Source organism: Cupriavidus sp. D384 (genome assembly GCF_001652915.1).
GTDB lineage: Bacteria > Pseudomonadota > Gammaproteobacteria > Burkholderiales > Burkholderiaceae > Cupriavidus.
In genome coordinates this window covers 1-12,344 of the sequence record NZ_BBQI01000131.1, presented here as the reverse complement: position 1 = coordinate 12,344, position 12,344 = coordinate 1, and the positions used below count along the sequence as shown (strand labels likewise).

Annotated in this window: 9 protein-coding genes; 7 read left to right on the top strand and 2 right to left on the bottom strand. The window is 66.3% G+C overall.

All coding sequences use genetic code 11. The annotated features are described in order from the left end of the window. Window positions 1-65 precede the first annotated feature (65 nt). Window positions 66-1,424 (top strand): M20/M25/M40 family metallo-hydrolase, encoded by a 1,359-nt coding sequence (locus tag A9J21_RS29760; protein ID WP_066742621.1) that lies wholly within the window; start codon window positions 66-68, stop codon window positions 1,422-1,424. Here A9J21_RS29760 and A9J21_RS29755 read toward each other — a convergent pair. Then, complete coding sequence (locus tag A9J21_RS29755) at window positions 1,414-2,364, bottom strand: ABC transporter substrate-binding protein (protein WP_066742619.1); 951 nt, start codon at window positions 2,362-2,364, stop codon at window positions 1,414-1,416. The genes A9J21_RS29760 and A9J21_RS29755 overlap by 11 nt on opposite strands. Window positions 2,365-2,486: 122 nt before the next feature. After that, window positions 2,487-3,125, bottom strand: coding sequence for a maleylacetoacetate isomerase (gene maiA, locus A9J21_RS29750; RefSeq protein WP_066742617.1), 639 nt, complete (start codon window positions 3,123-3,125; stop codon window positions 2,487-2,489). A 236-nt stretch (window positions 3,126-3,361) separates the two neighbouring features. Here maiA and A9J21_RS29745 point away from each other — a divergent pair, with 236 nt between their 5' ends. From A9J21_RS29745 to flhF, 6 genes are all read left to right on the top strand, one after another. Then, a complete protein-coding gene (locus tag A9J21_RS29745; RefSeq protein WP_066742615.1) occupies window positions 3,362-4,072 on the top strand; it encodes a YceH family protein in 711 nt (236 codons plus the stop codon). 133 nt (window positions 4,073-4,205) lie between these two features. Then, complete coding sequence (locus A9J21_RS29740) at window positions 4,206-5,381, top strand: hypothetical protein (RefSeq protein ID WP_066742612.1); 1,176 nt, start codon at window positions 4,206-4,208, stop codon at window positions 5,379-5,381. 158 nt (window positions 5,382-5,539) lie between these two features. After that, complete coding sequence (locus tag A9J21_RS29735; protein WP_066742609.1) at window positions 5,540-6,412, top strand: oxidoreductase; 873 nt, start codon at window positions 5,540-5,542, stop codon at window positions 6,410-6,412. A 316-nt stretch (window positions 6,413-6,728) separates the two neighbouring features. Beyond that, window positions 6,729-7,874, top strand: a complete 1,146-nt coding sequence (gene flhB, locus A9J21_RS29730; protein WP_066742606.1) for a flagellar biosynthesis protein FlhB — start codon at window positions 6,729-6,731, stop codon at window positions 7,872-7,874. Next, window positions 7,871-9,958 carry a flagellar biosynthesis protein FlhA gene (flhA, locus tag A9J21_RS29725; RefSeq protein ID WP_066742603.1) on the top strand — a complete coding sequence of 696 codons (2,088 nt, stop codon included), beginning with the start codon at window positions 7,871-7,873 and terminating at the stop codon, window positions 9,956-9,958. The genes flhB and flhA overlap by 4 nt, the downstream gene beginning before the upstream one ends. 10 nt (window positions 9,959-9,968) lie before the next feature. Continuing rightward, window positions 9,969-12,344: flagellar biosynthesis protein FlhF (gene flhF, locus A9J21_RS29720; RefSeq protein WP_066742600.1), on the top strand; the 2,376-nt coding region annotated here is incomplete at its 3' end.

Below are 12,344 nucleotides of genomic sequence, written 5' to 3'. Positions count from 1 at the left end.
TGGCGGCGCATTCGCTGGCACAATCGTGGGCAACCACGGTTTCCTACTGCCAGAGGATCGCCCCCATGCATGCTCGCCGTACCGTTGTTGCAGTCTCCGTTGCCGCCGCAGTTTCCGCATTCGCCGGCATCGCCCAGGGTCAGACGCTGACCGTCCCGCAGGTTTCCCCCAACGTTGACAGTGCCTATGCCCGGCTCGAAGCCGCGCCGCTTTACCAGAAGCTGATGGCCGACGTGCGGGCAGACGACGCGCGGGCGCTGACGGAACTCAAGACCATGACCGAGATTCCGGCGCCGCCGTTCAAGGAAAAGGCGCGCGCCGAGTATTTCGTGTCGCGGCTCAAGGCGCTGGGCCTGACCGACGCCCATATCGATGCCGAAGGCAATGCCATCGGTATCCGCAAGGGCACCGGCAACGGCCCCCGGCTGCTGATCTCCGCCCACCTCGATACGGTCTTTCCGGAAGGCACCGATGTCACGGTGAAGTCGCGCGACGGCAAGCTCTACGCGCCCGGCATTGGCGACGATACGCGCGGGCTGGCCGTGCTGCTGTCGTGGCTCAAGGTGCTCAACGAGAACAAGGTGCGCACCGTTGGCGACCTGGTGTTCGTCGGCAATGTGGGCGAGGAGGAACTGGGCAACCTGCGCGGCATGAAGGCGGTGTTCCGCGACCATCCCGATATCGACGGCATGGTCGGCATCGAGCCCGGCACCGGCGAGCGCGTGCTGACGCAGGGCACCGGCAGCCATCGCTACGAAGTCACGTTCAAGGGCCCCGGCGGCCACAGCTTCGGGGCCTTCGGCCTGCCCAGCGCCATTCACGCGATGGGCCGTGCGATTGGCAAGATCGGCGACGTGAAGACGCCCACCGATCCCAAGACCACATTCACGGTGGGCACGGTCGGGGGCGGCACCTCGGTGAATGCCATCGCAGGCGATGCCCGCATGGCGATCGACATCCGCTCCAATGGCACGCCGTCGCTGCTGGAAACCGAGAAGCACATCATGGATGCCATCGCCGCCGGCGTGGCCGATGAAAATGCGCGCTGGAAGCCGGCCAAGGGGCAGGAAATCACGTACCAGGCGCGCATGATCGGCGACCGGCCCGCCGGCATCACGCCCACCGATTCGGTGATCGTGCAGTCGGCCGTGCGTGTCATCAAGGCTCACAGCAAGGAAGCGCCTTCGCTGCGCGGTGGCAGCACCGACGCCAATGTGCCGATGGCGCTGGGCATTCCGGCCATCATCATCGGCAGCGGCGGCAAGTCGGGCGGGTCGCATTCACGCGACGAGTGGTTCGACCCGGCCAACGCCTACGAAGGCGCGCAGTGGGGTCTGACCACCGTGCTGGGCCTGGTGGGCGTGGACGGCGTCGGCGACCCGCTGCTGGCAAAGCGGCCCGCCAGGCCGGCGGCTACGCGCTAAGCGCGAAGCCGCGATCGAACGTGGTGGCCACATCCAGCCGCTGCCTGAGCAGCCCGGCCTTCAGGTAGAAGTCTGCGGTCTGCTGCTGGATGGTCACCAGTTCCGCATCGATGGGCTGCCACCGGGTGCGGCGGCGTTCGAACTGCAGCCGCGCTGCCTCGGGCGGAATGCCGATGATCCGCGCCAGCGTGGCCGAGAACTCGGGCACGTGCTGGTAGGACCACTCTTGCGCACGCACCACGCGCTGCAGGAAATCGGCCAGCACCGCACGTTTGCTTGCCAGCGCGGCGTCGGTTGCCGCCAGATAGCTCAATCCTGACCACAACCCCCGTCCGCTTGCCAGCACGCGTGCATGGCCGCTGGTCTCGGCCATGGCCGTGTACGGTTCCCACGTCGACCACGCGTCGACCGAGCCGTTGGTCAGGGCCAGCTTGGCATCTGCAGGCGGCAGGAAGCGGAAATCGGCATCCTCCGGTTTGAGGCCGGCCGATGCCAACGCCTTGAGCGCGACGAAATGGCCGATCGATCCACGATTCGTGCCGATGCGCTTGCCCTTGAGGTCGGCCGCACCCTTCAGCGGCGAGTCGGGGCGCACCAGCACTGCCGTGCCGTAGGGATCCGAGCGGTTGGCGCCGATCAGCCGGATGCGCGTACCGGCGGCCAGCGCAAAGATGGCCGGCGCATCGCCGATGGGCCCGCTGTCGACGGCGCCGGCATTGAGCGCCTCGGCCAGCGGTGCCGCAGCCGGGAATTCGGTCCACTGGATGTCATAGGCCAGCCCCTTGAGCGCGTCGGCCGATTCGAGCAGCGCGCGCAGGCCGCCTTTCTGGTCGCCGGCCTTCAATACCTGGCGGGGTTGGGCGTGTGTGACCGCTGGCAACAGGGTCGTCAAGGCGCCGGCGCTGGCGGCGTGCAGGAACTGTCGGCGGGAGCTGGACATGCGTGCGTACGGATCGAATGGCGGAAAGCCAGACCGTACGCTTGCCCCGGGCACAGGCCAACGAACGATTTCGCGGTTGCTTATGCTGTCGACGGCTCCCCGGCCCCGATCCGCCTCCGCGATTACGTGCGCGGCGCCGGTGCGTTCTGCGCGAAGGCGGGGATGTCGTGCAGGCGCGCGACGATTTCCGCGATGTTCGGCCAGCGCTGCGGCACATCGAAGCCCATGCGCGCCGCGCTGATGACCTGCGGGAACAGGTAGATGTCGGCAATCGTCGGCAAATTGCCCACCACATAGGGCCCTGTGCGGCGTGCGGCCAGGCGGTCTTCGACGGCGCTCAGGCCGACATCGACCCAATGGCGCACCCATGCGGCGACGCCGTCGGCATCCATGCCCGGAATCTGCGACAGCCGGGCGGCCACCCGAGGCGGCAGCAGGGCATGGATCTCGCTGGCAATCGCCAGCGCAATGGCACGGGCGAACGCGCGGTCTTCCGGATCGGCGGGCAGCAGCGGCGGCGCGCGGAACCGTTCATCCAGGTATTCGATGATCGCCAGAGATTGTGTGATCAGCTCGCCAGTGTCAGTCTCCAGTGCCGGTACGAGCCCTTGCGGGTTGATCGCACGGTACGCCGCCTGGCGCGACTCGGCGGCATCGCCGAAGATGGTGACGGGCTGGATGTCCACCGCCAGTCCTTTGATGGCCAGCGCAATGCGTACGCGCGATGTGGCCGATGAAACCTCGTTGGCATACAGCTTCATGATGATCCTCCAGGGGTACCGGTTTGCGAAACTGGGCAATGGCTGTAGCGTGAGCGGCCGGCGTATCGGCTGTGTGTCATCGGATCGGCGCCGGGTATGCGTCTGTCTCGGCGCGCCCGGCTGATACATTGCGACACAAAGCCCGCCGCGACGCGCAGGGCGGTTGCATCGCCGCCGCCCTTGCGCTTCAATGGGCGCCTTGGCCTTCCGGGCCCGCCAACCTGCCGATGTCATCCATGGACCAGACCCCCGACACCCCTTCGCGCCCCGCCTTGCGCACGCTCACGCCGCTGGAGGCGCGCGTGGTGGCCGTATTGCTGGAAAAGCAGTACACCGTGCCCGACACCTACCCGCTGTCGCTGAACGCGCTGGCGTCCGGCTGCAACCAGAAAACGGCGCGCTCGCCGGTGATGAGCGTGACCGAGGACGAAATCCTGACCGCCATCGACGGCCTGAAGTCGTTGAGCCTGGTGTTCGAGGGCAGCAGCAGTCGCGTCCCGCGCTTCGAACAGAACCTGGGCAAGGTGCTGGGCGTGCCGAGCCAGTCGGCCGCGTTGCTGTCCACGCTGATGTTGCGCGGTTCGCAGACGGCGGCCGAACTGCGGCTGAATTCGGCGCGGCTGCATGCCTTCGCGGATATCTCTTCGGTGGAGGCATTTCTGGACGAACTGGCCGAGCGCGCGCCGGCGCTGGTGGTCAAGCTGCCCCGCGCACCCGGCGAGCGCGAGAACCGCTGGATGCACCTGCTCTGCGGTGAAGTCGCCATGCCGGAGCCCGCTGCGGCAACGCCACGCGGCGGCGCGGAATTGGCGGCATCGCCATCGGAATTCGAAGCGCTGCGCATCAGCCATCGCGCACTGGAAGACAAGGTGACACGGCTGCAAGCCCTGGTGGTGGAAATGGCCGGGCAACTCGGCATCGAGATCGAGCCAGGCCGTCTCGATTGAGACGAATCTGAAAGGCTGTCACAACATGTGTCCAACGGGGCCACGGTGTGTGATGCGGTGTTAGCCTCCTTCGCGTGTTCAAGCGAAGGAGGTCACGATGGAAATGCGGAATCTCGGTTCCACGACAGTCCGGATGCCGATCGCTGGTACCGGTCCCGCGCAACCCGGCAGGCCGGAACGGCCGCTGGATGAGCGGATCGACCCGGCACTTCAAGGCGTGGTCAGGTCGGCGCGGGAATCGCTGCAGGCCCGGCACCGCCGCCAGCGTGCCGAGGATGCCAGCGCACTGATCCAGCGCTGGAAGACCGAAGGCGTCTATCCGTTCGAAGGCATTGCCGAGGACGCCATCGAGGTGGCGCGCCGCGAGCGGTTCGACATTTGCGCGCTGGGCATACACGAACATCTGGAAGTCTTTCGCTCGGGCCGTCAGCAAGACCGACGCTTCACCCTGGGCATGCTCAAGGCCACGCTGGAAGACAGCCCCTCGACCCTGCGGTATCTGCTGGCCGAAGTGCTGAGGCTGCCGGCGGACAAGGCGGAGGAACTGCAGGGGCTGCTTGAACTGACGTCGCTGACGTCGATGATCGAATGCAGCAAGCTGGTGCGGGAGCGCCTGTGCTTTCTCGCAGGTCTGGAGGAACTGCTATTCGAAATCAGCAGCAAGCAGGCATTGAAGGAACGCGGTCAACTGCATCGCATGCTTGCCAACGAAACGTGGATATTCGGCGAGGAGTTTCAGCTTTCCAGTAGCGACAAGAACCTCAATACGGTCCTGCGCAAACATCTTGGAATGCTCGAAGACCCCGAAGGCTGCGATCAGCGGGCCGTCCTGAAGGACGACGGCCGGGAAGGAATCGTCGACCTCGTACTGGGGCGCGAGGTGCCTGCCTACGCGAATATCCGCCGCGAATTTCTGGTGGTGGAACTCAAGCGTCCATCCAGGAAGATCGATCTGGCCGCGAAGGCGCAGATCGAAAGCTACGCAATGGCCGTGGCCTACGACGAGCGATTCGACACCAGCCACACGCGCTGGACGTTTCTTGCCGTCTCCAACGAGATAACGCCGCAGGCTTCGCGGATGCTGGGCTATCCGGTTGGTGCATTTGCCTGTTCGCACGAAGAACCCACGCTGCGGATCGGACTTGCTACCTGGGGTGGCATTCTCAACGCGGCCCGGGTCCGACTCGAAGCCTTCCGCTCCAAGTTGCAGTACACGGTCTCGCATGACGAAGGCATGGAGTGGCTGCGCCAGCGCTACTCCGAGTACTTGCCGGAAACCGTCCGTGCGCCGTCAGGGGACAAGCCATGATTATTGACAACTATTAGTTGCTATTGGCGCAATCCACATCACCATTGTTTGGGAACGACTGCCTGCCTACCATGGGTCTCAACGGCGCCGCTGCCGCATCAGACAAGGCAAGACGGCTCCGGAACGCTAACCCGATCCGAATATTCCAGGAGTCAGTCATGTCCCAATCGATCCAGTCCCAGAACAATGGCAGCAAGGTTTGGTTTGTCACCGGCGCGTCGCGTGGTTTCGGCACGTTGATCGTGCGTGCCGCGTTGCAGCGCGGTGATCGTGTGATTGCTGCGGCACGCAACCCCCTGCAGGTGGTCGAAGCCTTCGGCGACCAGCCGAACCTGCTGGCGGTAAAGGTCGATGTCACCCGCGAGGAAGATGCCGTCGAGGCGGTGCGTCAGGGTGTCGAACGTTTCGGCCGTATCGATGTGCTGGTCAACAATGCCGGGTTCGGCCTGCTCGGTGCCGTCGAGGAAACGTCGGTAGCCGAAGCGAAGGCTAACTTCGACACCAATGTATTCGGCCTGCTGGCCGTGTCGAGGGCCGTGCTGCCGCAGATGCGCAAGCAGCGTGGCGGCCATGTGATCAATATCTCGTCGCTGGGCGGGTACTCGGCCTACCACGGGTGGGGCGTCTACGGTGCGTCGAAGTTCGCGGTCGAAGGGCTGACGGAGGCGATGTCGCAGGAACTGGCGCCGCTGGGCATCCACGTGACGGTTGTCGAGCCGGGCTTCTTCCGCACGGACTTCCTCAACGACAACTCGCTGATGTCGACCAAGGCCATCATCGATGACTATGCCGGGACGGTGGGCCAGATGCGTGTGTTTGCCAAGGGTGCCAACCATGCGCAGCCGGGCGACCCCAACAAGCTGACCGCAGCCATCCTGCGCCTGGCCGACAGCGAGCGTCCGCCGCTGCGTCTGCCGCTGGGTTCCGATGCCGTGGCGCGCATCGAAGCCAAGCACCAGGCGGTAGAAGCCGAGCTGGCGGCATGGCGCGAGCTGTCGATGTCGACCGACCACGAGGATGTGGTTCGATAAAGCGGCCGCCGGCCGGCAAGACCTCTAGCCACTGTATGTATACAGAGACAGGACCGGCGATGGCGTCGCCGGCTCTGGAGGTCACGCGCAATCTGTGACATCATCGGCGCCGATCCCGTCCGAACCGGGCGAGATCGGCACAATCTGGCGTTCTGGCCCTAAAGATCGCCTGCTCCCGGGCCGTTATTTCCGCTGCCCCCCTCATTCCTGAAACAGGCACCTGTTTCCCCGCCTTTTCCCCCCAATGCCTTGCCCCTCGGGATTTGATAATCCTCGGTGACGAAGTGCCGCCCGCGTGCTTCGCACTGGAGCATTCATGTCCGAGGAAAGCGATCTCGAGAAAACCGAACCCGCCTCACCCCGGCGCCTTGAAAAGGCGCGCGAGGAGGGGCAGGTGGTGCGTTCGCGCGAGCTTGGCACGTTCGTGATGCTGATGACGGGCGTGCTGGGTCTGTACGTCATGGGCGGTACGCTGGGCCGCAAGCTGAATTCGGTCATGCAGGCAACGCTGGCCTTCGAGCCGGCCACGGCTTTCGACACCAACCGCATGCTGTCGCAGTTCGGCATGGCGATCTGGGACAGCCTGCTGGCGTTTTTTCCGCTGCTGCTGATGTTTGGCGTGGCGGCCCTGGTGGCACCGCTGGCGCTGGGCGGCTGGAGTTTCTCGACCAAGTCGTTCTCGCCCGATTTCTCGCGCCTGTCGCCGCTGCAGGGCCTTGGCCGGATGTTCTCGGCGCACACGGTCGTGGAACTGATCAAGGCCATCGCCAAGTCGCTGCTGGTGGGCTGCGTGGGCGCCTGGATGGTCTGGCACAAGCTGCCCGAGGCCATCGCGCTGATGAATGCGCCGGTCCACGAAGCGCTGCTGCACATGATGGAGATGGTGCTCTACGTGTGCGGTGTGGTGGCGGGGTCGCTGCTGCTGGTCGCGGTCATCGACGCGCCGTGGCAGCTCTGGACGTTCTACAAGAAGCTCCGCATGACCAAGGAAGAGGTCAAGCAGGAGATGAAGGAAACCGATGGCGATCCGCACATCAAGGCCCGTATCCGCCAGCAGCAGCGGGCCATTGCGCGGCGCCGGATGATGTCCGAAGTGCCCAAGGCCGATGTGGTGGTGACCAACCCCACCCACTTTGCCGTGGCACTGAAATACGACGAAGGCGCACGCTGGAACGCGCCGCGCGTCGTGGCAAAGGGCGCAGATGAAGTGGCTGCCCGCATTCGCGAGCTGGCCAGGGAGAATCGCGTGCCGGTACTGTCCGCTCCGCCGCTGGCGCGGGCGCTGCACCGGCACGTGGAACTGGGCCACGAAATCCCCGCGGGCCTGTATACCGCCGTGGCCGAGGTCCTGGCCTGGGTCTATCAATTGAAGAACTGGCACTACAGCTACGGTCCGCAGCCCGATTCGCCGACCGAACTGCTGGTGCCGGATGAACTTGCCGTACCGGAAAGCCGCGCATGAACGCACTGACCAACCTTTTCAACATGCCCGCACTGCGGGGTGGCGCCCAGATGAAGGCGCTGGCTGGCCCGCTGCTGATCGTCATGATCCTCGGCATGATGATCCTGCCGCTGCCGGCGTTCATCCTGGACCTGCTGTTCACCTTCAACATCGCGCTGTCGATCATGGTGCTGCTGGTGGGCATGTACACCCAGCGCCCGCTGGACTTTGCCGCCTTCCCGGCCGTGCTGCTGTTCTCCACGCTGCTGCGCCTGTCGCTGAACGTGGCCTCCACGCGCGTGGTGCTGCTCGAAGGCCATACCGGCCCCGACGCCGCCGGCAAGGTGATCGAGGCGTTCGGCCACTTCCTGGTGGGCGGCAACTTCGCCGTCGGTATCGTGGTGTTCGCCATCCTGGTCGTGATCAACTTCATGGTGATTACCAAGGGTGCGGGCCGTATCGCCGAAGTTGGCGCGCGCTTCATGCTCGATGCGATGCCCGGCAAGCAGATGGCGATCGACGCCGACCTGAACGCCGGCCTGATCAACGAGGAAGGCGCCCGCAAGCGCCGCTCCGAAGTGGCCCAGGAATCGGACTTCTACGGTGCCATGGACGGTGCGTCGAAGTTCGTGCGCGGTGACGCCATCGCCGGCCTGCTGATCATGTTCATCAACGTGGCCGCCGGCATGGTGGTGGGCATGGTGCAGCATGATCTGGACTTTGGCACCGCCGTCCACAACTACACGCTGCTGACGATCGGTGACGGCCTGGTGGCGCAGATCCCGGCGCTGGTGATCTCCACCGCAGCCGGTGTGATCGTGTCGCGCGTGTCGAACGAGCAGGACGTTGGTCAGCAGCTGACCGGCCAGCTGTTCTCGAATCCGCGCGTGATGTTCATCACCGCCGCCATCATCGGCACCATGGGCCTGATCCCGGGCATGCCGCACTTTGCCTTCCTGCTGCTGGCTGGCGGACTGATCTGGTTCGGCCGCTATCAGATGCGCCGCGAGGTCACGGCCACCGAGACCAAGGCCAAGGAAGAGCGCAGCCCCGCCGTGCAGGCCGAGGTGGCCGAAGCCACGTGGGAAGACGTCACGATGGTCGACCCGCTGGGCATGGAAGTGGGCTACCGCCTGATCACGCTGGTGGATCGTGCGCAGAACGGCGAACTGCTGGGCCGTATCAAGAGCATCCGCAAGAAGATGGCGCAGGACATCGGCTTCCTGGTGCCGGTGGTGCATATCCGCGACAACCTCGAACTGAAGCCGAACGCGTACCGCATCACGCTCAAGGGCGTGGAAATTGGCAGCGGCGAGGCCAACCCGGGCCAGTGGATGGCCATCAACCCGGGGCAGGTCAGCGGCACGCTGCCCGGCGCCACCACGCGCGACCCCGCCTTTGGCCTGCCGGCCGTATGGATCGACGCCGCGCTCAAGGAACAGGCGCAAGCCTATGGCTACACGGTGGTGGACGCCAGTACCGTGGTCGCCACGCACCTGAATCACGTGATCCAGATGCACGCGTCCGAACTGCTGGGCCGCCAGGAAGTGCAGGCGCTGCTGGACCGCATCACCAAGGAAGCCCCGAAGCTGACCGAAGACCTGGTGCCGAAGACCATCTCGCTGACCGGCCTGCAGAAGGTGCTGCAGAACCTGCTGGACGAAGGCGTGGCGATCCGCGACATGCGCACCATCCTGGACGTGGTGGCCGACAACGCCCCGAAGATCAACGATCCGGCCGAGCTGACCACGCTGGTGCGTGTGTCGCTGGGCCGTGCGATCACGCAGCAGCTGTTCCCGAACAACGCCGACATGCAGGTGATCGGGCTCGACGCCGGCCTGGAGCGCGTGCTGACGCAGGCGCTGGCCAACGGCGGCGGTATCGAGCCGGGCCTGGCCGATGCGCTGCTGCAGCAGGCACAGGGCGCCGTGGTGCGTCAGGAACAACTGGGTCTGGATCCGGTGCTGCTGGTGCCGCCGCCGATGCGCCCGCTGATGGCGCGCTTCCTGCGCCGCACGCTGCCGCAGCTGAAAGTGCTGTCGCACGCCGAAGTACCGGACAACCGCAATATTCGCATCACCGCCATGATCGGCGGCGCAGCGTGAGGACTGAACAATGAGCGTGGCAAAGTTTGTGGCGGCCAACGGCCGCGAAGCGATGCGCAAGGTGCGCGAGGCCATGGGCCCCGACGCCGTGGTGCTCTCCAACCGTTCCATCGAGGGCGGCGTGGAAATCGTGGCGATGCGCGATACGGATCTGGGTGCCGTGAGCGCCGGCGCGCAGCTGTACCAGCCGTCCGCCCTGGCGCTGCCGCCTTCGCTGTCGACTTCCCTCTCGTCGCCAATCTCGTCGCCGTCCCCGCTGCCTATGCTGCAGTCGCTGCACGACCTGCATCCGGCCAGCCCCGAGCCGTTCATGGCGCTGGGTGCCATGTCTGCACCGGCCGCATTCTCCGGCGCCGTTGGGCAGGAAGACGCGATGCTGGGCGACCTGCGGGGTGAGCTGGCATCGATGCGGTCGATGCTGGAACGCCAGTTCGCGGGCCTTTCGCAAGGGGCGGCCGGCGTGGCCGCCGGCGATCCACTGCGCGAATCGCTGTTCGAATGGATGGTCAACGCGGGCTTCTCGGGCCAGCTGTCGCGCACGCTGCTGTCGCGCCTGCCGGTGGGCACCGACCGTCCGGCCGCCATGGCCTGGATCCGCCAGGAGCTGGCCAGCAAGGTGCCGGTGCTGGCTGACGAGGATTCCCTGTTTGCACAGGGTGGCGTGCTGGCGCTGATCGGCCCGACCGGCGTGGGCAAGACCACCACCACCGCCAAGCTGGCCGCGCGCTTCGTGCTGCGCCACGGCCCGCAGAGCCTGGCGCTGCTGACGACCGACCGCTTCCGGATCGGCGCCCACGAGCAGCTGCGCATCTACGGTGACATCCTTGGCGTGCCTGTGCACGCCGTGAAGGACGCCGCCGACCTGCGCTTCGCGCTGTCGGCCATGAAGGACAAGCACCTGGTCATCATCGATACGGTGGGCATGAGCCAGCGCGACCGCAGCCTGTCCGACCAGATCGGCATGCTGGCCGGGGTGCAGGCGCCAATGCAGCGCGTGTTGCTGCTCAATGGCGCGGCGCACGGCGATACGCTCAACGAGGTGGTGCATGCCTATCGCAACGACGCTGCCGGCGCCGCCGGTGGCATCGACGGCTGCATCATCAGCAAGCTCGACGAAGCCACGCACCTGGGCTCGGTGCTGGACGTGGTGATCCGCCACCGCCTGCCCGTGTTCTATGCATCCACCGGCCAGCGCGTGCCGGAACACCTGGAACTGGCACAGGGGAGCGCCCTGGTCGAGCGCGCGTTCCTGACGCCGCGCCGTGGCTCGCTGTTCAATGACGCCGACGTGGCGCGCCGCCAGGCAGGCGCCGTCGAGACGACCGCGCCGAACAAGACCGAACGTAGCGGCGCGGACGACATGCTGCGCTCGCTGACCGACAGCGCCAATGCCGTCGGGGTTTGCGTCGACGAACTCAACGCGGCCCAGTACGGCTTCGACGTGGCCCGCCAGCTCTGGCAGCATCGCACGGCCGGTGTGTCGGCGCTGCGCCCGATGGTCCAGCAGGTTCGCCTGGCGATGTGCCGCGATGCCAGCCGTGCGTGCGACCGCTACGTGCTGGCCGTCACGCAGAGCGTGGCCCAGACCGTGCAGGGCCGCCGCGCGCCGCAGATGATGCAGCACACGCTGTGGCTGGCCGACCGCGACGGCATGCCGCTTGCCAGCACCGTGGTGCCGGTGGGCCGTGCGCGCCAGTCGCTGACCGAAGCCGAGGCCGATGCCGAAGCCGCCACCGTGCGTGCCACGCTGGCCGCCGCCCGTACCGTGGTCAACCTGAATACGTCGCTGCCCGGCACCGCCACGCTGGCACGCTGGCAGCAACTGGGCGAGCGCTGGGTCGCCGGCACGCGCAAGACCACGCGCGTGATTGCCGATGGCCTGGCCAACAAGCTCGATACCGTTGCCGATTCGCTGACATTCCACGCGGTGGGCGACGTGACCTGCCGCGACCGCGCTGCCGCGCAATGGCTGGCGCACTGCCTGGTCCGCATTCCCGAGGGCCAGGTGCGCACTGCAGCGCGTGGCCGCGGCAATGCCGCCGAGGCTGGCATCGAGGCCTGCCTGGTGGTGTCGCGCATGGTCGATCACGAAACCGGCGACACGCTGTCCGTGGAATACGCGCTGTGCGATCCGGCACTGGCCGACGATGCGTCGCAAGTGGCGCGCTGGCTGCACTGGACGGTCGCCGCCGAGGAACAGTTCCGCACGCTGCGCCACGCCGTGGAGCACTTCGCGCAGGAAGGCGATGCCGATGCATCGCTATGCGCCGGCATGGTCGCCGTGCAGCTGGGCCTGACCGCGCTGCGCCTGCAACACGCCCCTACGCCCACCGCGCCGGCATTCCTGTCGCGCCTGGCCGGCCGGGCTTCGGCACGCGTCAATGCG

What these genes read in the sequence shown, in the direction of transcription:
- A9J21_RS29760 (WP_066742621.1), top strand. Translation starts at nt 66, where the DNA reads ATGCATGCTCGCCGTACCGTTGTTGCAGTCTCCGTTGCCGCCGCAGTT.
- A9J21_RS29755 (WP_066742619.1), bottom strand. Translation starts at nt 2,364, where the DNA reads ATGTCCAGCTCCCGCCGACAGTTCCTGCACGCCGCCAGCGCCGGCGCC.
- maiA (WP_066742617.1), bottom strand. Translation starts at nt 3,125, where the DNA reads ATGAAGCTGTATGCCAACGAGGTTTCATCGGCCACATCGCGCGTACGC.
- A9J21_RS29745 (WP_066742615.1), top strand. Translation starts at nt 3,362, where the DNA reads ATGGACCAGACCCCCGACACCCCTTCGCGCCCCGCCTTGCGCACGCTC.
- A9J21_RS29740 (WP_066742612.1), top strand. Translation starts at nt 4,206, where the DNA reads ATGCCGATCGCTGGTACCGGTCCCGCGCAACCCGGCAGGCCGGAACGG.
- A9J21_RS29735 (WP_066742609.1), top strand. Translation starts at nt 5,540, where the DNA reads ATGTCCCAATCGATCCAGTCCCAGAACAATGGCAGCAAGGTTTGGTTT.
- flhB (WP_066742606.1), top strand. Translation starts at nt 6,729, where the DNA reads ATGTCCGAGGAAAGCGATCTCGAGAAAACCGAACCCGCCTCACCCCGG.
- flhA (WP_066742603.1), top strand. Translation starts at nt 7,871, where the DNA reads ATGAACGCACTGACCAACCTTTTCAACATGCCCGCACTGCGGGGTGGC.